This window comes from Massilia hydrophila (assembly GCF_020208145.1).
GTDB lineage: Bacteria > Pseudomonadota > Gammaproteobacteria > Burkholderiales > Burkholderiaceae_D > Telluria > Telluria hydrophila.
In genome coordinates, this window is sequence record NZ_JAHYBX010000012.1 from 40,373 (window position 1) to 60,584 (window position 20,212).

15 protein-coding genes are annotated in these 20,212 nt (G+C 67.8%); 8 read left to right on the forward strand and 7 right to left on the reverse strand.

Annotated features, from left to right (window positions below; genetic code table 11):
* The first annotated feature begins 2 nt into the window (after window positions 1-2).
* From LE190_RS20025 to LE190_RS20040, 4 genes are all read left to right on the forward strand, one after another.
* A complete protein-coding gene (locus LE190_RS20025; RefSeq protein WP_225240363.1) occupies window positions 3-779 on the forward strand; it encodes a DUF3108 domain-containing protein in 777 nt (258 codons plus the stop codon).
* A gap of 168 nt (window positions 780-947) precedes the next feature.
* Window positions 948-2,318 (forward strand): hypothetical protein, encoded by a 1,371-nt coding sequence (locus LE190_RS20030; RefSeq protein WP_225240364.1) that lies wholly within the window; start codon window positions 948-950, stop codon window positions 2,316-2,318.
* Window positions 2,311-3,036 carry a hypothetical protein gene (locus tag LE190_RS20035; RefSeq protein WP_224946911.1) on the forward strand — a complete coding sequence of 242 codons (726 nt, stop codon included), beginning with the start codon at window positions 2,311-2,313 and terminating at the stop codon, window positions 3,034-3,036. The genes LE190_RS20030 and LE190_RS20035 overlap by 8 nt, the downstream gene beginning before the upstream one ends.
* Before the next feature lie 7 nt (window positions 3,037-3,043).
* The gene (locus tag LE190_RS20040) at window positions 3,044-5,866 is read left to right on the forward strand and encodes an ATP-binding protein (protein WP_225240365.1); all 2,823 of its coding nucleotides are present in this window, start codon (window positions 3,044-3,046) and stop codon (window positions 5,864-5,866) included.
* Between the two features lie 27 nt (window positions 5,867-5,893).
* On the opposite strand, the gene LE190_RS20045 is transcribed toward LE190_RS20040, so the two are convergent.
* The gene (locus LE190_RS20045; protein WP_225240366.1) at window positions 5,894-6,826 is read right to left on the reverse strand and encodes a beta propeller repeat protein; all 933 of its coding nucleotides are present in this window, start codon (window positions 6,824-6,826) and stop codon (window positions 5,894-5,896) included.
* Between the two features lie 198 nt (window positions 6,827-7,024).
* Window positions 7,025-7,543: a CcdC protein domain-containing protein gene (locus tag LE190_RS20050; protein ID WP_225240367.1), complete on the reverse strand. Its 519-nt coding sequence runs from the start codon at window positions 7,541-7,543 to the stop codon at window positions 7,025-7,027.
* 101 nt (window positions 7,544-7,644) lie between these two features.
* Between LE190_RS20050 and LE190_RS20055 the strand changes: the two genes are divergently transcribed.
* Entirely contained in the window at window positions 7,645-7,836 is a 192-nt protein-coding gene (locus LE190_RS20055) for a hypothetical protein (RefSeq protein WP_225240368.1), read from the forward strand.
* A gap of 100 nt (window positions 7,837-7,936) precedes the next feature.
* On the opposite strand, the gene LE190_RS20060 is transcribed toward LE190_RS20055, so the two are convergent.
* The 3 genes from LE190_RS20060 to LE190_RS20070 form a co-directional block, all read right to left on the reverse strand.
* Complete coding sequence (locus tag LE190_RS20060; protein WP_225240369.1) at window positions 7,937-8,812, reverse strand: PEP-CTERM sorting domain-containing protein; 876 nt, start codon at window positions 8,810-8,812, stop codon at window positions 7,937-7,939.
* A 203-nt stretch (window positions 8,813-9,015) separates the two neighbouring features.
* On the reverse strand, window positions 9,016-13,479 hold the full coding sequence (locus tag LE190_RS20065; protein WP_225240370.1) for a translocation/assembly module TamB domain-containing protein: 4,464 nt from the start codon (window positions 13,477-13,479) through the stop codon (window positions 9,016-9,018).
* Entirely contained in the window at window positions 13,479-15,335 is a 1,857-nt protein-coding gene (locus tag LE190_RS20070; RefSeq protein ID WP_225240371.1) for an autotransporter assembly complex protein TamA, read from the reverse strand. The genes LE190_RS20065 and LE190_RS20070 overlap by 1 nt, the downstream gene beginning before the upstream one ends.
* A 163-nt stretch (window positions 15,336-15,498) precedes the next feature.
* On the opposite strand from LE190_RS20070, the gene queC reads away from it, so the two are divergent.
* Both queC and LE190_RS20080 read left to right on the forward strand, forming a co-directional pair.
* Window positions 15,499-16,209 (forward strand): 7-cyano-7-deazaguanine synthase QueC, encoded by a 711-nt coding sequence (gene queC / locus LE190_RS20075; protein ID WP_225240372.1) that lies wholly within the window; start codon window positions 15,499-15,501, stop codon window positions 16,207-16,209.
* A gap of 48 nt (window positions 16,210-16,257) precedes the next feature.
* Window positions 16,258-16,503 carry a hypothetical protein gene (locus LE190_RS20080; protein ID WP_225240373.1) on the forward strand — a complete coding sequence of 82 codons (246 nt, stop codon included), beginning with the start codon at window positions 16,258-16,260 and terminating at the stop codon, window positions 16,501-16,503.
* Here the strand turns inward: LE190_RS20080 and LE190_RS20085 are convergent.
* Both LE190_RS20085 and LE190_RS20090 read right to left on the reverse strand, forming a co-directional pair.
* The gene (locus tag LE190_RS20085; protein WP_225240374.1) at window positions 16,500-19,139 is read right to left on the reverse strand and encodes a bifunctional diguanylate cyclase/phosphodiesterase; all 2,640 of its coding nucleotides are present in this window, start codon (window positions 19,137-19,139) and stop codon (window positions 16,500-16,502) included. The genes LE190_RS20080 and LE190_RS20085 overlap by 4 nt on opposite strands.
* A 122-nt stretch (window positions 19,140-19,261) precedes the next feature.
* Window positions 19,262-19,642 carry a hypothetical protein gene (locus LE190_RS20090; protein ID WP_225240375.1) on the reverse strand — a complete coding sequence of 127 codons (381 nt, stop codon included), beginning with the start codon at window positions 19,640-19,642 and terminating at the stop codon, window positions 19,262-19,264.
* A gap of 268 nt (window positions 19,643-19,910) precedes the next feature.
* On the opposite strand from LE190_RS20090, the gene LE190_RS20095 reads away from it, so the two are divergent.
* Window positions 19,911-20,141, forward strand: coding sequence for a hypothetical protein (locus tag LE190_RS20095; protein WP_225240376.1), 231 nt, complete (start codon window positions 19,911-19,913; stop codon window positions 20,139-20,141).
* Window positions 20,142-20,212: the final 71 nt, after the last annotated feature.

Genomic DNA, 20,212 nt, shown 5'->3' on the forward strand with positions numbered 1-20,212 from the left:
CCATGCAAGGTAACGATTTATCCAGGGCCGCCGCTGGCCTGCTGCTGTCCCTGCCGCTGTTCCTGCCACCCTCGCTGCTGGCCGCGCCGGCGGCGCAGCAGGAGGCGCCGGCCGCCGTCAAGCGTCCCTTCCAGCTGCCGCCCTCGGCCGACCTGCGCTATGAACTGAGCGCCCGCCAGCGCGGCTTCGGACTGAAGGGCGAAGCCGTCATCGTATGGCGCGCGGGAGAGCGAGAATACAGCGTCAGCGCCACGTCGAAGCTGTCGCTGCTGGGCACCATCACCGAAGACCGCAGCAGCGGCGCGGTCGATGCCTATGGCCTGGCGCCGGCCGAGTTCCACGAAAAGCGCATGCGCAAGGACCCGACCACCACCACCTTCGACCGCGAGGCCAGGCTGCTGCGCTTCAGCGAAAGCCGGGACACCTATCCACTCAAGGGCGGCGAGCAGGACCGGGTCTCGGTCACCTGGCAGCTGGCCGCCGTCGCGCGCGGCGCCGGCGCCGCATTCCGCACCGGCTCGGAATGGCCGTTCTTCGTTGCCGGCCGGCGCGATGCCGAGACCTGGGTGTTCAAGGTCGTCAGGCGCGAGAAAATCCAGACCGGCCTGGGTGAGGTCGAGACCGTGCTGCTGGCGCGCCAGCCGCTGCCGGACAAGCAGGACCAGTCGCTCGAGATCTGGCTGGCGCCGCGGCACGACTGGTATCCGGTGCGGCTGCGCTATGCCGACGGCGACAAGGAACAGGTTGAACAGACCCTGGCCACTGTTTCAAAAAAGTAAACAATCCGGCAATTCCAGGCAATATTGTCTTGAAATAAAGATACGATGTCAGTGTGTCTTTCACGCAATGAAGGGCAGGGCGAGGGTGCTGATTGCCTAGCCTAAACTGTTATACTGGCGCCCCCGCGGATGGCTGAGCCTATCCGCGCCAGAGAACGGTATCCTGACATGATCGACCACCTTGGCGGCGCGGCGCTCGCCGCAGATTCCCTTTCGCACCAGCCGGAAGACGACCCGCTGCAGGCGCATTTCCAGAACGGCGTCGCGCCCGACGAGATCGAGCAGGTGTATCACCTGAAACGCGCGCAACCGATGCTGTCGGCGTTTACCGCCCTGTTCCACGGCACGCAGGACGGGGTGCTGGTGCGCCTGCTGGTGCTGCGCGAGCTGGCCAGCGATACCGCCACCTCCAGCTTTTCGCGCGCCGACATCAACAACAAACTGGCCTATCTGGCCGCCGAAAGCCTGGAAACGGTGCTGAACCGCCTGCGCGGCCACGGCCTGCTGGCCTGGGACGGCCCCGCCGCCGTATACCGCATCACGCCGCTGGCGCGCAACGTGCTGTCCGCGCTCGACACCCTGATCGCCCTGGCCCAGCCGCAGGAAGACGATGCCGAGATGGGCTTCCTGCTGTCGCAGGTGGCCGGCGCCCAGGCCGTGGGCGGCGTCACCGTCGAGCAGCTGCGCCACCTGCTGGGGCGCCTGGTGGAACTGACCGAGGAATTCCGCGACGCGATCGCCTCCGGCTCCGAATTCCGCCTGCGCACCTCGCAGGCGAAATGGCACATGGCCTGCGACTGGGTCGAGAAGGGCTCGGTGATCCTGCGCGCCATCACGCAGGACCCGGCGGCCGACGCGGCCACGCACAAGGCGGCGCAGGCCATTGGCCGCGCCCAGAGTGCGCTGCTGAACATGCAGGGCATGTTCTCGCGCGCCCTGAACCAGATCGAGCGCCAGCGCGTGCACCTGGGCCAGTCCGGCCTGTCCACCACCGACGTCAAGCGCTGGCTGCTGGCCCACGACGACCTGGCCAGCCTGGCCGAGGACGCGATCGACCGCCCGGTGGTGCCGCTGTTCGGCACCCCGGCCGAGATGATCGACGTGGCCGAGACCGAGCTGCTGCTCGAGCGCGTGACCTCGACCGGCCCCAAGGGCCTGCCGAGCGGCCAGGATGCGCCGCTGACGGTGAACGACAATCCGGCCATGCAGGCCGAACTGAACGACTGGATCAACAAGCTGGCCGACTTCGCCAACCTCGGCAACTTCCCCGAATTCTCGGACAGCGGCCCGAAGAAGGTGGCGCTGCACGAGTCGCTGCTGCCGGCCAGTTTCGCTGTTGCTTCTTACAGGGCTTCGCTGCTGCCGCTGCTGGGCGACGCCGCCGAGGCCAGCCTGCAAGGCGCGACCGCCGAGCTGGCGCGCCTGCCCGTGAAGTTCGAACCGACGGACGAGATGATCCAGCTCGACGACCCGGAAGTGGCGGCGATGTCGATCGCCACCCTCTCACTGAATCTTGAAAGCGCTACCCCCGATGAATGACGACGCACAAATCCTGATCGCGCGCCTGCTGACGCACCAGACCCTGCGCCGCGACGACAAGATGGTCAAGCGCGCGCTGTCGGACGAAGCCTTCCGCATCGAAGTCGACAAGCGCCTGCTCGAATGCGGCCTGAAACTGCTGGACAACGTCTACGCCGACCACGTCACGATCGCCCTGCACCGCAACGTCGAGCCGAAGATCTTCGGCGCCAAGGACATCTGGCAGAACAACAACTTCGGCCTGACCCGCGATGGCGTGGCCCTGCTGGTGGTGCTGTGGGCCCAGATCATCCTGCCCAAGCGCGAGCGCCAGGAAACCCACGTCACGGTGAGCGACGACCAGACCGACATGTTCGACAAGGATGCGCCGATCCCGCGCGCCGAGGACACCTCGATCGGCATCTCGTACACCGCGCTGCTGTCCGACTTCGGCGACAAGCTGGGCAAGAAGACCCGCATGGACATGAACCTGGGCGTGCTGTCCAAGCTCGGCTTCATCGAGCGCCGCGGCGACGTGATCCTGGAAGGCCCGCTGCTCGACCTGATGATGGATACCGACCTGCTGAAGGAGCGCATCATCAACGGCGCCCTGGCCGACGTGTTCAAGCGCGCGCCGCTGGCCGCCGCGCCGCGCCGCATCGTTACCGATAGCGATGCCGCCAACGACGCCGTGGTGGAAGCCACCGACGAAGAACCGACCCCACTGAGCCCGAACTGAGGTAGCCATGTTCCACATCAAATCACTCGAACTGGTCCACTGGGATTACTGGCAGCGGATCAAGAACATCCCGCTGGACGCCAAGATAATCACGATCGCCGGCCAGAACGGCTCCGGCAAGACCACGCTGCTCGATGCGCTGCGCACCCTGTTCGGCCTGGACTGCTCGATGGGTCGCACCTACAAGCACTATGCGCGCCACTCGGGCCAGCAAAGCGCCTGGCTGCGCGCCGTGGTCGACAACAAGCCGGTCGGCCGCCAGCTGTCGAACCGGCCGTTCCGCCATTCCGGCTTCTTCGCCGACGACGAAGTCACCCTGTTCTGCCAGGTGCAGAAGAACGGCGGCGACTGGAAGCGCCAGTACCTGATGCGCCCGGGGAACGTCGAGATCGAGGAAGTCACCGAGGCCACCGACTGGCTGGGCGTCGAGAACTACAAGAAGCGCCTGGCCTCGGCCGGCCTGTCGCCGGCGATGTCGAAGGTGCTGGCGCTGGAGCAGGGCGAGACCGATAAACTGTGCGAATATGCGCCGCGCCAGCTGCTGGACCTGGTGTTCCAGGTCTTCGGCGACAAGGAAGTGCTGGACGCCTACGACGAAGCCAAGCGCCACCAGCGCGACACCGAGACCGAGCTGAAGCGCTTCGAAGCCGAGCTGGAAACCTCGCGCATCAACCTGGAAGGCCTGCGCCTGCGCGTGGCCAACTACCACCAGTGGGAAGACCTGCACCAGGAAAAGAAGGAACTGCAGGAAGACGTGCTGCCGGCGCTCGAATACATCGAGGCGCGCGAGAAGGCCGCCGCCATCAGCCGCGCGATGCGCGAAGCGCGCAAGCCCCTGCTGGCGGCCGACTCCATCCTGGCCGAGAAACGCCAGCAACTGGCCGCCCAGCAGCGCGCCCTGACCGACGCGCAGAAGCAGGAAACCGCGCTGGAACAGGAAGCCACCGAACTGGCCGGCCGCCTCACCCAGCTCAACCAGAAACTGAAACCCCTGGAAAGCCTGCTGGAGCAGAAGGAGCGCCTGCAGAAGCTGTCGCTCGATGCCGGCGCCGACCTGGCCGAAGTGGCCAACCAGCTCAACGACAAGGAAGCGGAACTCGCCAGGCAGAAGGCGGCGCGCGAGAACGTGGCCGTGAAAATCGCCGGCGAGATGGCCACCATCTCGGCCCTGCAGGGCAAGAGCGCGATGCCGGAGCCGGAAGCCCAGCGCCAGATGCGGCGCGCGCTGCGCGACGAAGGCATCGCCCACGCCATGCTGTCGGACATCGTCGAAGTGCTCGACCCGAAGTGGCAGGGCGCGGTCGAGGGCGTGCTGGGCGGCTACGCCTCGGTGGTGCTGCTCGAGAAAGCCAAGGATGCCCCGGCGGCCTACCGGCTGGCCGAGAAGGAGCGCTACCGCCACTTCATCGTGCCCGACTGCGTCGAGGCGCCGGTGGTCAAGGACAGCAGCCTGCTGTCGGTGGTGCGCTTTTCCAGCAAGGCGCCGGGCTGGCTGATCGACCAGCTGGAACGCATCGAGCGCGTCGATTCGGTCGATGCCGGCTTCAAGTCGAAGTCGGACGAATGGATCACGCCGGACGCCTACCACCGCGAACGCCGCGGCGGCCGTTCGCTGTATGTCGAGCCGTCGCGCTACCGCTTCGGTTCGGCCGGCAAGACCCAGCGCCTGGAAGCGATCCAGAAGTCGCTCCCGGCCCTGGAGGCGCAGGAAGACGCGCTGACGCTGGCCATCAGCAAGCTCGCGGCCGAAGTGGGCGCGCTGAAGGGCCGCATCGCCGGCGTGGACGCGGCCAAGGAACTGGCCGCGCGCCAGGCCGAGTTCGAGGAAGCCACGCGCGCGCTGGCCCCGCTCAGGACCGAGCGCCTGGAAGTGGGCGCACGCCTGGGTGAGTTGTCGATGCTGACCAAGAACGCGACGGTGGCGCGCACCCGCGCCGACACCGTGTGGCAGAACGCGCGCATGGCCCTGTCCGAAGCGGAAGCCGGCATGCGCCTGAACAACCGCCGCACCATCGAGCAGCGCGCCGAGCATGCCAAGGCCCTGCTGGGACTGCGCCGCGGCTGGCGCCAGGTGCCGGGCAACTGGAAGAATGCCGGCTGGCGCGCCGCCCTGGTGGACAAGCACCAGAACGCGCACCAGGTGAACCTGCGCCTGTCCACGCTCGAGCATGCGCTGGCGCGCGACGACTGGGAACAGGACGGCACCGTGATCGACCAGTACGCGCGCCTGAACGACCAGCTCAGTGGCCGGCAATCCGAAACCGAGGAACGGCGCTATCAGAACAACCGCGCGATCGAGGCCACCGCCAACGCGCGCGGGGCCTATATCGAGCGCTTGCGCTACACGATCAAGACCTATTCGAAGAACATCAAGGAACTGGGCGAACTGGCCGGCATCGACGTGCAGGCCGACCCGGTGCGCCTGGAGAACGACGACGTGCAGCTGGCCCAGGCCGGCCTGCACGTGCGCTTCAAGTTCGACGGCAAGGACCAGATCGGGATGAACGACGGCGAGGCCTCCGGCGGCCAGCAGGTGATGAAGTCGCTGGTGCTGCTCATCGGCCTGTTGAAGTCGGAAGAAGGCTCGGGCGGCTTCGTGTTCATCGACGAACCCTTCGCCCACCTGGATATCCGCAACATCCAGCTGGTCGGCGAGTTCCTGAAGAACACCGACGCCCAGTACCTGATGACGACGCCGCTGACGCACAACACCGACGTTTACGATCCGTCCGAGCTGACGCTGATCACCAGCAAGAAGAAGAAGGACGTGCAGTGGGCGCAGCCGATCTTCGTGCTGCAGAGAAGGAAGGATGAGGCGAAGGCCGCGTAAGAGAAAGGGAGCCAGCGGCTCCCTTTGTTATCTCCCGTCGGATGGTGCTTGTTCGCGCGGGCCGCCGAACGGCCCGGGTACGCCCTCGAGTCCCAGCGGCCGCCAGTCCACGTCGCCAGGCGCGAGGCGCTCGATGCCGTACATGTCGATATTGTAGATGCTGCCGTCCGGGGCAACGGTCAGGTGGTTGCCAATGGTGCTGCTCGGGGTCTTTTCCTTGATGAGCAGGGCATTGGGCTGGCTGTCGCCGGCAATGCATAGATGCGTCCCATATGCTCCCGGCTTCTGGCAGGTCATCAACAGGTTTTCATTCCAGACGCCCCAGATCTCGGGATCGACCGGCCGGACCGGCGACGCATGCCACGTCAGGGCTTCCCAGTGCAGGCCCTGGTCACGGCTCAGGTAGATCATGCGGTCCGCGTGTTTGTTGGGATCCGGATGGGCGATGAAGATGTTCACGTACACGACCCCCTGGCGGTCGACCTGCAGGCCGCTGAGCACCGCGTGGGCCGGGAAAAATGCCTCGACCGCACGACGCACCCAAGGGGCGCGCGGATTGGGCCTGTAATACAGCTTGCCCTCCTGACCCAGCACGTATTCCTGCTCTTCGTGCCTGGCTTCGCGTTCCCTGCCTTCACACCACAAAGGATGATCGCGGGGCACCGGGTGTGGTTCGCGCACGGCCTGCCAGCTGCGGCCCTCGTCCGTGCTGGTTTCCGGCCCTTGTCCTGCGCAGCCGTGCAGGACGCCATCGGCGCCGATGGCGTCGATCCAGTGCTGTTTCCGCAGCGCCCAGGTGATGCCGCCATCGGTGGATACATGGAGCCCCGCGTATCCCTGCAGGTAGACGACTTTCCCATGCACGCGCAATCCGCGGGTTTCCTGTACGTGCAGAACCTGTCTCCAGGCGCTGTCGTGCGGGCTGCGGCGGAAGATGCCGGACGAGTGCAGCATCAGCATGTCGCCGCCTGGCAGGACGATCAGATCCTGTATCTGATGCGTGGGAACCGGCGGCGGCAAGGCCTGCGCGGCGGACGTCGCGCAAACAAGACCGAGTGCTACAAGGGTTCTGGTAAGCACAGACATGTCAATGGCCCTGCAGATGCGCCATGCCGCGCACTGCCGTCTCTTCCGTGAGCTGCAGCATCCGGTACGCTTTCATTCGACGTCGATCGCCTTGCGCAACCCGCGCCGCCACTGCAGCAGCCCGGCCGAGTACCAAGCGAAGTAGCCGGCTGTCAGCCCGACGCACAGCATGGTGAGCGTGTCGTCGGTGAGTTTCGGGGCCGGGATGCCCTTGCCCTGGTTCGCATAGACCTCGACCCCCAGGTACAGGATGCGCGCGACCAGGATCATGGCGAACAGGATGCCCAGCCGCGCCGGTGGCGTGAAGTAGTAGCCTTGCTGCGTGTCCTCGAAGCGGGTGCGCTTGAGCGCATACACGCTCCAGCCGGTGCCGAGCGCCGCGCCGGCCAGCAGCGCAGCCAGGTTGCTCGGGTTATCGAACAGCTGCACCAGCGGCACCGCGATCATCGCGCCGAACACCAGTACGCCCGTGTAGTGGCGCGAGACGATCGAGCGCTGGCGCGTCATGCGGGCCTGGATACGTTTGTAGACCCGCCACACGAGCAGCGGCGTCAGGACGAGGAGGGCAAGAGTCGTGATCGAGATGTCCATGGTACGGTGAGAGTGGCCAGTCCGCCATTGTAACCGGGGCGTCGGCGCCGCGCCCATCATGGTAAGGTGGCTACTTCGCCGCTTCCAAGGAGTCTTCCACCATGAATCCTGTGTCGTCCGCTGAATTCCCCGTTTCTCCCATCCAGGCGCACCGCGCACCCGATCCGGCACCGCTCGAGGATCCGGCACCCGAACCCTTCGACGCGCCCCATCCGCACCACCAGCCCGGCCACACCCATCTGCCCCAGGACGAAGACCCGGTGCCCGATCCCAAGCCGAGCATGTTCGCCTGAGCGGCCAGGGCACTGTCAAGTTTCCCGACACGCCTAGTGCAGGCAAAAAAAAACTGCATGGCGCGCAGCCATGCAGTTTCTTGAAAGAAGCGTACCGCGCTCAGGCGCGGCGGCGGCGCAGGGCGCCCAGGCCGGCCAGGCCCAGGCCCAGCAGTGCCAGCGAACCCGGTTCCGGTGCTTCGCCGGCGACTTCGCCCATCACGTCGCCCGACACGTCGACCGTCCAGCCCGCGCCACGCGAGGCGCCGGTCTGGCCGTAGGTGACCTTCATGAACAGGTCGTGTGCGCCGCCGTTCGGATCGCGCTGCGAATTGGTGTCGAACAGGTCTTTCCACAGGCCGCCGGTCACATCCAGGTAGGCTTGGGCGCTGCCCGAGATCGAGTTGTTGGCGAAGGAGGACAGGTAGGTGTAATCCGAGTAGCCACCCAGCACGCCGCTACCGAAATTGGCCGACAGGGCCAGCTCGCCACCGATGTTGGTGATGCCCTTGTAGCCTTCGGGGCCCATGCGGCCGCCCGGACCGTAGGAAGCGTTGTAGTTCTGGTTGTTCAGGTACATGTTCAGCCAGCCACCGGTGCCCAGTGCCAGGGTGCTCGGCGACATGATGCCGTCGACTTCGACATAGGTATCCTGGATGCCGCCGAACATGCCGGTCAGGTACTCGCCGTTCTGGCCGGCGGTATAGATCAGGCTGCCGTTCGAGACGCGCGAGATGCTCTGCACCGAGAAGATGCCCCAGGTATCTTCGCCACCGATGGCCTTCGGTGCCTTCTTGATCTTGGAAACACTATTGCACGTTGCAACGGTCGTGCATTTCACGCCAGCGGTGTTGCCATAATTAACGGTGCTGGCGTTATACGAGTTGATCGTGATTTTCAGGTCGCCGGCGACCAGGACCAGTGCGCTCGCAGGCGCGGACAGGCCGAGGGCCAGGGCGAATCCAGCAGCAGCAGCGAAAATTTTACGAGTGTTCATAGGCTTCTTTCTAAGTTAGACACCGAACTAGTTGTTGGCATAGGTATAAGCAGGAACCATGCCAGCCTTTTCCTCGTGGAATTTTTTGGTGTTGAAACAAGGACTTACAAATAGGAAAGAATACTGCTCAGTGTGAATTCTTTCTTCCGCGAAAAACATGTAAATTTTTTCGACACCCGACGGTGCCCAGCACTTGCCCGCACCTAGTCAAAGGTCCACGAATACAGTATGTCGAGGGCCGTATTGGTCCCGGTCTGGAACTGCAGGGTGATTTTCGGGCTCCATTTGTAGCGCAGCCGCACCAGGCTCGAGGCCGTGGTCGCGCCCTGCTCGAAGCTGAGGTAGGCACGCGAGGAAATCCGCTTGCCCACCGTGACCACCGTGCTTTCCAGTCCGGATGCGGTGCCGTTGGCCTGTTTCAGCCCCAGTTCGTCCACGCCGAGCGAGCTCGCCAGCTTCTGGGTAATACCGCCGCTTCCCCCTTTGCCGCCAAGCAGGGCGGCGGCGGCGGCGGCCAGCACGTCCTTTTCACTGCCGCTGGTGCCTTCCATGCCGTGGCCCAACACTAGCCAGGACAGTTTCTCGCTGTCCGGCACGTTCGGAGTCGATACCAGCCGCGCCTGTGGCGCCTGGGCCGTGCCGCGCACCTGTACGCCGGCTTCCACATTGGTCTCCGAGAGCTGTTCGCCCTCCGGCTGGCGGCGCACCGCCAGCACGTCGAGTGCCGGATTATCGTAGGCGCCGCTGAAGGTGATCACGGCGCGTTCGATCGCCAGCTTCTGGCCATAGGCCGCGTAATTGCCTTCGACCGCGCGGATGGTGCCGTTGACGCGTGGCGCACCGGCGCCGACCTTGCGCATGCGCACGGTACCGGCCAGGGTGGCGTCGATGCCCAGGCCGCGCAGGCGGAACTCGTCGCCCAGGTCGGCGCGCAGGTCGATCGTCAGCGGCAGTTCCTCCTTCTTGTTCGAAGGCTGCGGCCGGGCGCCGCCCTGGCCGAGCACGATGACGTCGTCGGACATGGTGGGCCGGCCCTGCGGTGCGAACTCGATCAGGGCGCGGTCGGCGCGCACGTTGCCTTCGAGGGCGAAGCGCTCGGCATTGCGCACCAGCGAGGCCTTGCCGCTCAGGACCACGGTGCGGTCCGGACGCGATAGTGCTTCCAGCTTGTCCAGGCTCAGGCGCAGGTCGGCCGCGGCCAGGCCGCTGGAAAAGCGCAGCGAACCTTCGGCCGAGGCGCTGCCCTGGCGGCCCTGGAAGCGCAGGCGCTGCAGTTGCAGCTGGTCACCCGCCAGGCTGGCGCGCAGCTCACCGTTCTGCAGGCGCACGCCCTGTTCGGGCCAGCGCACCGCCAGCCGATCACCCTGCACGCTGCCGTCCAGGCGCGGCGTGCCGATGGTGCCACTGCCGCTGAGGGCCAGGCGCAGGGCGCCGTCCAGTTCCAGGCCGGACTGCCCGGCGAAAGCGGCAAGCCAGGCGATCGAGGCCATGTCGGCGTTCGCCGTCATGCGCAGCGGGCTGTCGGGGTCCAGGCGGCCCCGCAAGAGCTGGGCGGTGCCGTCCACGCTGGCGCTGCCGGTGCGAGTGCCGTCCAGGTTCACGCGCACGCGCAGGGCGCCGCCGACCACGTCGGCGCGCGCATCGAAGGTGCGCAGGCCGAGCGGCACGGGCGTGTCGCTGCCGGCGATCACATCGCCCTTTTCGCGGAACACGTGGAGCATGCCGTCCAGTGCCGGCGCGGCGCCGGCGGCGGCGGGCGCGCGCAGGTCGAGCGCCCACTGCGCGCCCAGGGTCAGGTCGCCACGTGCGTTGTCGCGCAGCGTGGGCGAGAACTGGGCCAGGTAAGTCAGCGGCACGTTGTCCGCATGGCCGCGGCTGGCCCAGCGCGGGCCGTTCTTGACCAGGGAGTCGATCGTGATGCTGCCGGCCGGCAGCTTGATCACCGCGCCGTTGAATGCAATCGTTTCCGGCGAAGCCAGCCCCATCACACCGCTCCCCTTGGGCCCGGCGATGCGCAGCGGCACCGGCGCCTGCAGCACCATCGCGTAGCGGCCGCGGTTCTGCAGGGCGGCCAGGGTACCGCTCCAGGTCTCGCCATTCCAGCCGCCGCGCACTTCGAGGTTGGCGTCGAAGGCGTCGCCGGTGGCGGCCGCGCGCAGCGTGTGGGCGCCACGCGTGCCTTCTGTCTTCAGGCTGGCGGAGGCGACCCGGGTTTCCTTGCCGGGTTCGCCGCCCACGTAGTCGGTGACCTGGATATCGCTGGCCAGCGCGTCGCGCGCACCGCGCCCCGCACCCAGGCTGGCGCTGGCGCGCAGCGCGCGGATGCTGTGCTTGCCGAGCAGGCGCAGGTTCTGGCCTTCCAGCGCGGCGTTCAGGGACGGCGCGTCCATCGTGCCGGACAGCGTTCCCTGGCCGCGCAGCACGCCGCCGAAGTCAGGACCGAGCGCGCCCAGCTGGGGCGCGTCGATGCGCCAGCCCAGCTGGTCGCCGCCCGCGCCGAAGCTGCCCTTGGCGGCGACCACGTTGGCGCCGACGTGCAGATCGACGTCGGCGTTCGAGATGTGGCGGCGGTCGGCGCTGATCCTGGCATGGCCCCACAGCGGGGAGTTCGACAGCGTCGAATCCTGCACCCGCAGGTCGAGCGCGCCGCGCCAGTCGGCACCGCTGCGGCCGCTGCCGGTGAAATTGCCGTTGATCGAACCGGCCAGCGGCGAACCGAAGGCGGCCGGGTTGAAGCGCGCCATCGCGCCACTTAGCTTCGCTTCCACGAAGCGCGCGCCTGCGCCGCCGGCGAGCCAGGCTTCGCCGCTGGCGCGCAGGCTGCCGTTGGCGTTCTTGCGCTGGGCCGCCACCCAGCCCAGGCCGTTCGCATCGAGCTCGAAACTGGTACGGGGGGCGCTCAGGCTGCCGGTGGCGACGCCACTGGCCGTGAGCGCGCCATACAGGTCGCTGCGCAGCGCCGACAGCTGGCGTCCGTCGATGCGCCAGCGCAGGCGGTCGTCGGCGCCACCGAAGGCGCCGTTCACGGCCACCGTGTTCTGGCCCAGGGCCAGGTCGGCATCGATGCCGCTGATGCGTTTCGCGTCCGCGTGCAGCTTGCCCTGTCCCGACAGCGCCTGGTTCAGCAGCCGGCTGCCGCGCAGCGCGAAGTCGGCATCCAGGCGCCAGGCTGGCGCGAGCGCACCGGCCGCGTTGATGCGGGCGTTGATGTCGGCCTGCGGGAAGTCGCCGAAGTCGGCCGGGTTGAAGCGGCTGGCGCTGGCGCTGGCCTTGAAGGCCTTGTCGTCCAGCAGGCGCATGCTGCCGGTCAGGTCGATCCGGCTGCCGCCGCGCGCCAGGCGCGCTTCGCGCAGCGTGATGACATTGTCGGCGAGCGTCGCCAGCGCCGTCAGGCGCAGGGCTTGGTCGGCCAGGTTGGCCTGCAGGGTCTGGGTGGTGCCCGCATTGGTCACCTGGATATCGCCACGGATCGCGGTCGGCTTCATGCTGGCATGGATGCCCTTCAGGTCGAAGCGGTCGGTATGCAGCGTGAAGCGCGCGGTGCCGAGCCCTTCCTGGTCTTCTTCGCGCTGCAGGCCGCCGGTGCCGGTGAAGCGGCCTGCAGCGCCAAAATCGAGCAGCACGTCGGAGACCTGCAGGGCGTCCAAAGTGCCGCCGAGCTGGCCGCGCAGGCTGCGCAGCGGCAGCCGCTGCTGGTCGAGCGTGCCTTCCGGGCCGCTGTTCGTGATATCGACCCGGCCGCTGATGTTGCGGTTCGCATCGAGCTTGCCGTTCACGGCGAAGTCCAGGTCGGCGGTCGGCAGCGAAGGATTGAAGAAGCCCGGGTCGACATTGCGGCCGGTGATGCGCATCTCGCGCAGCGGGATGTCGGCGTAGGGCGACAGCACGAACCGGGCCTCGCCCACGGCGCGTCCGGCCTGGCCGCTGGCATCGACCAGGGTCGTTTCCAGATCGCCGCCCGCTTTCAGGCGCAGCTGGGCGGCGCGCGAAGTTACCCCACCTTCGGCCTTGGCCTGCGACTGGGTCAGGCTGGCGCTGGCGTCGATCTTGAACGGATGCTGGGCGCCGATGCTGCCGTTGGCGGCCACGTCACCCCAGGGCGTGACGGCAGCGGCGTCGCGCACCGTCCAGCGCGTCTTGTCGCCGTGCAGGCGCAGGCGGATGTTGTCGATGCGCGTTTCGGCGCCCTTGCTGACGAATACCGCCTGGACCAGGCGCGCATCGTCGACCGAGACCGGGAAGGGCGGCGCCAGCGAGGCCGGCATCGGCGAGCGTTCGTCGGTTTCCTTCAGGGTCTCAACGCGCAGGTTCGCCGCCTGCAGCTGGTTGACCAGGATGCCGCGCGAGACGATCTGCGAGGGCGACCAGCGCAGGTCGACCTTGTTCGCGACCACTAGTTGCTCGTCGGTGCGCCAGACGATGCGGTCGATGTGCATGCTGCCGTACAGCGAGCCGGTGACGCCGGTGAGGGTGAGCTTGCCGCCGGTGGAGGCGGCGACGCGCTGCGCGATCATCTGCAGCGTGGTCTCGCGCCCCAGGTACCAGAGCGCGCCGCCGACGACGACGCCGGTGGCGACCAGGCCGATGGCAACGCGGCGCGGCCAGCGCCGCGGGCGCTGCGCAGGCGCCTTGCCAGCCGGCGCCGTGGAAGGATCGTGAGTGTCCATCAGAAGGTGAATCCCAGGGAGAAGTGCAGGCGCGCTTTCTTGACCGCGTGGCCATAGGCCAGGTCGACGTTGATCGGGCCGACCGGGCTGCGCCAGCGTGCGCCGACGCCGAAGCCCGACTTCGGCTTCAGGTCGCCGACCTTGTCGGCGGCATTGCCGGCATCGTAGAACACGGCCACGCCCCAGGGCGGGCGGAAGTAGTACTGGTACTCGGCGCTGGCGGTGAGCAGGTACTTGCCGCCGACGATGGCGCCGTTCTCGCGCACGCCCAGCTCGCGGTAGCCGTAGCCGCGTACCGACTGGTCGCCGCCGGCGCGGAACAGGAAGGTGGACGGCACGCCCAGCTTCTCCTTGGCCGCCACGGCGCCGAACTCGCCGCGCAGCACCAGGGTGCCGGCATCGCCCACCGGCTTGAACATCTGGGCGCGCGTGTACAGGCGCAGGAATTTCTCGTCGGTCAGGATCGGCAGCAGGGCGCCGCCCAGCTGGCCCTGCAGCACGTAGCCGTTGGTCGGCTGGATCAGGCTGTCGAGCTTGCGGCGCGTGATGCTGTAGGTGAGCGGCAGGCTGCGCGTGGTGGTGGCTTCCTGCGGCGGCACCTCGCGCTTCTCGACCAGGGCCTCGAGCGTCAGGCTGCGCTCGAGCAGCGGGGTGCCCCACTGGCGCCGTGCGGCGACCGTGGCCAGGGTGGTGATCTCGCCGCGCACGTCGTTGCGCTCGACGCCGGCGCCGACGCTGTCGTTGTAACCCTTCGGCGTGGTCGGCCAGAAGAAGTCGACACGCGCGGTCTGGCGCTTCTGCTCGTAGATCAGGTCGCTCTTCATGCGCTTGCCGAACACGTTCAGGTCGTCGTAGCTGGCCTGGGCCCGGGCTCCGGTGTCGGTCGAGAAGCCGATACCGACCTCGACGTTCTTGCGCTTGTTCTCTGTCACGCGCACCAGCACCGGCAGCACGGTCGGGCCAGGCGCCGCCCCAGGGTCGGGGGTGGCCGGATTACCGTCCGGGTCGTCGTCGCCATCCTTCAGGTCCTCGATCTCGGCGGCCAGCACGGCGCGCATGTCGGCGCTCACTTCGACGCCGCTGAAATAGCCGGTGTCCTGCAGGCGCGACTGCAGGGCCTGCAGCGCGGCCTCGCTGTATTCGTCGCCCGGCTTGATCTTGTTGAGGTTGGTGATCACTTCGCGCGGATAGCGCTTCAGGCCGCGGATGCGCAGCTCGCCGAAGCGCATCTCGGGACCGCTGTCGATGACCACGCGCAGCAGGGCGCGCCGTTCGTCCGGATCGACGGTGGCGCTGGTCTCGACCAGGCGCGCGCGCGGGAAGCGGGTCTGCGCCACCTCGCGCAGCAGTTCGCGCTTGGCCGCTTCCCAGTCGGCCTGGCGGAAGCGCGCGCCCACCGGCAGCTGCCAGCGCTGGCGCAGGGCGGCGCCGTCGAACGGCGCGCTGCCCTGGTCGAAGGGCACGAAACCCTGCAGCACCAGGTCCACCTCGCCCACCACGGTGGGTTCGCCCGGGTCGACGATGACGCGCGCCACCGGCCGCGCACCACTGGTGTCGAGCCCGGCCGAAATGCGCGGCGAATAATAGCCTTCGGTGGCGATGAAGGTCTTGGCCTGGGCCGGGGCTTCCTTCACCAGGCGCTGCAGCTGGTCCAGGTCGACGCGCGGGTTGCCGCGCCAGCGCATCAGGTCGAGGTTTTCCTCGAGCATGTTCTCGAGCTGGCGCGGGGCGTCGATGCGCACCTGGTAATCGATACCCTGGGCATGCAGCGCCGTGGCGAACACCAGCGCGCCGAAGCCGGCCAGCAGGCGGGGAAGGGGACGCAGGCGGCAGGAAATCGATCTCGCTAGAAACATGGCGCTCCGATGGAAAAGTTCATGGCAATCTTAGCGGATTGGCAAAAACGCTGCCGGACGCTAGCCCTGCCGTGCAGGCGCCGGGGTGCGCGCAGGGCCCGCTTTTATGCCAGAATGCGCGGTTTATCACGGCGCCCGGCGCCTCAATTCACGGATTTCGATCATGCACACGAATGACACCGCGCTCGTCCTGTTCAGCGGCGGCCAGGATTCCACCACCTGCCTCGCCTGGGCGCTGCAGCGCTATGCGCGCGTGGAAACCATCGGCTTCGACTATGGCCAGCGCCACGCCATCGAACTCGCGGTGCGTCCGACGCTGCTGGCGAAGATGCGCGCGCTCGACCCCGGCTGGGATGCGCGCCTGGGCGAAGACCACATGATCGACCTGTCCCTGATCAGCAAGATCTCGGACACCGCCCTGACCAGCAACGTGGCCATCGCGATGCAGGAAAACGGCCTGCCGAACACCTTTGTCCCGGGCCGCAACCTGCTGTTCATGACGGTGGCGGCCACCGTCGCCTACCGGCGCGGCCTGAACGTGCTGGTGGGCGGCATGTGCGAGACCGATTTCTCCGGCTACCCGGACTGCCGCGACGACACCATGAAGGCGCTGCAGGTGGCACTGAACCTGGGCATGGCCACCCGCCTGAAGCTCGAAACGCCACTGATGTGGATCGACAAGGCCCAGACCTGGCAGCTGGCGCACGACTGTGGCGGCGACGCGCTGGTGGACCTGATCCGCTTCGATACCCATACCTGCTACCTGGGCGAGCGCGGCGCGGCCCATCCCTGGGGGCACGGCTGCGGCACCTGCCCGGCCTGCGCGCTGCGGGCGCGCGGCTACGCGCAGTATGTGGCGGCCAGGGCCGGTTGAGGCTTCACGTATTCTTGCCACCGGTCGTGGCATGCGCCGGAGTCATCGATGACAAACTACACGAAGTGGCTGCTGCGTTCGCGCGCGCTGCTGTTCACGGGCGCCGCGGTGTTCTTTCCCACGGTCTACGCGGGGTTCAGGTGTGGCCTGTCAGGGACAGTCGTGCAAGTCTTGATTCCCGTGGGCCTGTGCCTGATCGGCGTGGGCATGCTGGACAGTTTCGGACTGGTCCAGCGCAAATGGGTCAAGGCGGCGATCCGGGAAGAGAACGCGCGGATGCGTTCCGGCGGCTAGCGCGCCCGCGCGAGCAGCGCCCGCACGTCGTCGGCCTCGAGTGGTTTGCTGAACAGAAAACCTTGGTACTCGTCGCAGGCCATGCCGCGCAGCACGTCAAGCTGGGTGGCCGTCTCGACGCCTTCGGCCACCACCTTCAGCTTGAGCCCGCGCGCCAGGTTGACGATCGAGCGCGCAATGGCGGCGCTGTCCTCGTCGCGCCCGAGGTCGCGCACGAATGTGCGGTCCACCTTCAGGCGCGAGACCGGGAAGCGCTTCAGGTAGGCCAGGCTCGAATAGCCGGTGCCGAAGTCGTCGATCGCCAGGTCGACCCCGAGTGCGCGGATCGCGTGCAGCAGCAGGTCGACCTCCCTTTCGCGGCTCATCAGGGCGGTCTCGGTGATCTCCAGCTCCAGGCTGCCCGGCGGCACGCGGTACTGGTCCAGGCATCGCCGTACCGTTTCCAGCAGCGTTTTCTGGTACAGCTGGCGCGGCGACAGGTTGACCGCCACTTTCACCGGATGCCCGAACGCGGCTGTCCACGCTCCGATCTGGCGGCAGGCCTGCTCCAGCGCCCAGGCGCCGATCGGCAGGATCAGGCCGCTGCGCTCGGCGACCGGGATGAACTCGGCGGGCGAGACCGCTCCCAGGTCCGGATGGGTCCAGCGCAGCAGGGCTTCGAAGCCGACCACGCGTTCCTCTGCTACCGTTACCTTGGGCTGGTACACCAGGCGCAGCTCGCCGCGTTCGACGGCGCGCCGCAGGTGGCCCTCGAGGGTCAGGCGCTGTTCGAGCGCGGTATGGCGGCTGGCCGAGAAGAAGTGTACCGCCTCGTCCACCTCGACCCCGCCGCCGCTGGCCGCGCCCTGGGCGTTGCGGTACAGCTCGTCCGCGTTGCGGCCGTCCTGGGGATGCAGCGCCACGCCCAGCACCGGGCCGAGGAAGAAGTCGCGCCCGTCCACCTGCAGCGGTTTCGACATCAGCGCATGCAGGCCGAGGGCGAAACGCTCCACGGCGCGCCGGCCACCGGCGGCGTTCAGCACGAAGGCGAATTCGGCGCCGCGGATACGGGCCGCCACTGCGTTCTCGGCGCAGATCCCGCGCAGCAGGTCGGCCACCTGGCGCAGCGCGCGGTCGCCGGCATCGTGGCCAAGCAGGTCGACGATCTCGTGCAGGCGTTCCAGTACCAGGGCGACGGTGGCCAGTTCGCGCCCGTCGGCGCCGGCGATGCGCGCGCCCAGCAGGCGCCAGAACTGGGCCTGGTTCGGCAGGCCGGTGACGGCATCGAACTCGGCCAGCCAGGCCAGGCGCGCCTCGGCCCGTTCGCGCTCGGTGATGTCGGTCAGGACATTGACCAGGTGAGCCTGGCCGTCGGCGCCCGCCAGGCGGCTGGTCAGCTGGATCACGGTGCGGCTCTCGCCGCTGCCGTCGTGCATGGTGGTGGTGGCGTCCAGCGTCTGGCCATGCGCGAGCACGGCCTCGTAGCGGCGCTCGCGCTCGGGATCGGCGCGTTCCAGCACCGTGCGTTCGTCCAGGCCGGGCAGGGTTTCGCGCGGGCGGCCGACCAGGCGCGCGAAGGCTTCGTTGGCCAGCACGATGCGGCGCGCGCCGTCCAGCACCCAGATCGGGGCGCCGATCGCGTTCACGATCGAGGCCAGGTAGTCGAAGCTCTTGGCCAGGCGGGCCTCGCTGGCCGAGACCAGGTCGATCAGGCCGAACTGGCGGCGCGTGTCGCGCGCCACACGCCAGGCCAGCAGGGTCAGCGTGAGCGCGAGCAGCAGGTAGAAGGCCAGCGCGGTCCACAGGCGTCCGTACCAGCCCTCGAGGGCGACGCTGTGCGTCATGCCGGTGATAATGACCAGCTCCCCCCCTTCGACCAGGTCGTAGCCGTACAGGCCCTTGGCGCCATTGATGGGACTGGTCGCCTGGAAGCTGCCGCGGCTGGCGCGCGGCAGCTGCTCGCGGAACAGGGGCGAATGGGCGAAGGAACGGCCGATGCCGGCCGGATAGCCGGGCCCGCGCACCAGCATGGTACCGTCGCGGTGGAGCAGGGTCACCGAGCCGCCCTTGCCCAGTTCGACCAGGTTGTACAGGCGTTCGAAGCGCAGCGAATCGACCTGCGCCACCACGGTGCCGGTGCGGTTCCCGCCGGCGTCGAACACCGGCTGCACGCAGTTCAGGATGCCGCGCCCGCTGCCGTGGTCGATGTCGGTGATCCCGACATGGCGCGGCGCGTCCGGCGCGGGTGTCGGCGGGAAACTGGGCAGCACCGGCACATTCTTGCCAGGCGTGACGCTGCCGACCAGGCGTCCCGTGCTGTCGAACAGCACGATGCGCAATACGTAAGAGTTGGTGCCACCCCCTTGTCCCACGAAGACGCCGCCGGCGGCGGGCGTGCCGCGTGCCAGCAGCGTCTGCGCCGCCTGCTGGGCCGCGCTGTCGATCGCCTGCGACACGCCGGCGGTCTGCGCCGAGAAGGCGATGGCGACGTTGCGCAGGGTAAGCTGCTGTTCGCGCAGCGCATCGTGGTAGCTGGCGTACAGCATGGTGCCGGTGACCAGGCCGAGCGCCGCGATCAGGCCGCCCGTGACGATCACCAGCCGCGACAGCGGATAGGGGCGAATCGTGCGCGTAGCGGTCGGCGGCGGGACATGCATGGCGGAATCCTGGATGGGCTTGCAAGGATTCTACCTGTGCGCCCTGCGCCACGGCGCCAATGAAAAAACGGCCGGGCAAGCCCGGCCGAAGGAGGAAACGGAAGGGACGGCAGCTGCGCCGTTCAGGCGGAGACGGCCGGTGCCGCCAGGCGCGCCTTGCGGCTACGGGCGACCAGGAACCAGATGATCGCCACCGGCACCAGCAGCGGCAGCAGCAGGGGCGAGATCGCCAGCGCCACGGCGGCGGCGGCCACGAACAGCGCACCCAGCAAGATCACGCCCACGCCGGCGAACACCACTGCCAGCACGATCGCCACCACCAGCATCACGACGGCGGCGATCAGCATGCCGCCTCCCGCGAAGATCATGCCCAGGAAGGCGCCCAGCGGCCCGCCGACTTCCTCGCCGTCGATATTGAGCGTCATGAAGTCGGCATCGGTGGCGACACCCCACAGCAGCAGGGCGAACAGGAACAGGATGATGTAGGGAGCAAATTTTTTCATGGTCGGCCTCGTCGGTTGGTCTGGTGAAGGTCGCGTTTCATCGCGGTATGGTGCTACTGTAGGCGCACGCTTTCACAGCGGCCATGGCTTTGCGACAGGATGCAATTTTTGCGCGCCGGGACGCGTGCAGACCCGATAAATGGCAAGCCGAGCTGTGCTTGGCGGGCCTGCGCAGTGCATCCACGGGGCAAGAAAAGTGGTCGGTTTGGCCTTGCAATGCCCGTCTCCTTTCCTATACTGACAGCCTGCTCCGTCACAGGGGAAGGGTATGAACGCAGTCATTCAGAAAAGGGGAGACCAGCTGGCAGTGCGTCGTGGGGGCGTGGCCAACAGTGGTCCCAAGGGCCCGCCATCGGCGCCGCCCACGATTCCGCCGATCATCATCAATCCCTTCAACCAGGAATCGCCGCCGCCGGCGGTGGATCCGCGTCCGATCCCGGTCGGGCCGCCGCTGCGTCCGCCGCGCGGACCGGACTGGCGCTGCCCACGTTACGCCTGAGCTGCATCAAACTGTTCCAGGCAGCGCCAGGCCAACCCGAATCGCGCTTCTTCGAGGCGCCGGTTTCCTCT

Coding starts and splice junctions, on each gene's coding strand:
- LE190_RS20025 (WP_225240363.1), top strand. CDS start 3: ATGCAAGGTAACGATTTATCCAGGGCCGCCGCTGGCCTGCTGCTGTCC.
- LE190_RS20030 (WP_225240364.1), top strand. CDS start 948: ATGATCGACCACCTTGGCGGCGCGGCGCTCGCCGCAGATTCCCTTTCG.
- LE190_RS20035 (WP_224946911.1), top strand. CDS start 2,311: ATGAATGACGACGCACAAATCCTGATCGCGCGCCTGCTGACGCACCAG.
- LE190_RS20040 (WP_225240365.1), top strand. CDS start 3,044: ATGTTCCACATCAAATCACTCGAACTGGTCCACTGGGATTACTGGCAG.
- LE190_RS20045 (WP_225240366.1), bottom strand. CDS start 6,826: ATGCTGATGCTGCACTCGTCCGGCATCTTCCGCCGCAGCCCGCACGAC.
- LE190_RS20050 (WP_225240367.1), bottom strand. CDS start 7,543: ATGGACATCTCGATCACGACTCTTGCCCTCCTCGTCCTGACGCCGCTG.
- LE190_RS20055 (WP_225240368.1), top strand. CDS start 7,645: ATGAATCCTGTGTCGTCCGCTGAATTCCCCGTTTCTCCCATCCAGGCG.
- LE190_RS20060 (WP_225240369.1), bottom strand. CDS start 8,812: ATGAACACTCGTAAAATTTTCGCTGCTGCTGCTGGATTCGCCCTGGCC.
- LE190_RS20065 (WP_225240370.1), bottom strand. CDS start 13,479: ATGGACACTCACGATCCTTCCACGGCGCCGGCTGGCAAGGCGCCTGCG.
- LE190_RS20070 (WP_225240371.1), bottom strand. CDS start 15,335: ATGTTTCTAGCGAGATCGATTTCCTGCCGCCTGCGTCCCCTTCCCCGC.
- queC (WP_225240372.1), top strand. CDS start 15,499: ATGCACACGAATGACACCGCGCTCGTCCTGTTCAGCGGCGGCCAGGAT.
- LE190_RS20080 (WP_225240373.1), top strand. CDS start 16,258: ATGACAAACTACACGAAGTGGCTGCTGCGTTCGCGCGCGCTGCTGTTC.
- LE190_RS20085 (WP_225240374.1), bottom strand. CDS start 19,139: ATGCATGTCCCGCCGCCGACCGCTACGCGCACGATTCGCCCCTATCCG.
- LE190_RS20090 (WP_225240375.1), bottom strand. CDS start 19,642: ATGAAAAAATTTGCTCCCTACATCATCCTGTTCCTGTTCGCCCTGCTG.
- LE190_RS20095 (WP_225240376.1), top strand. CDS start 19,911: ATGAACGCAGTCATTCAGAAAAGGGGAGACCAGCTGGCAGTGCGTCGT.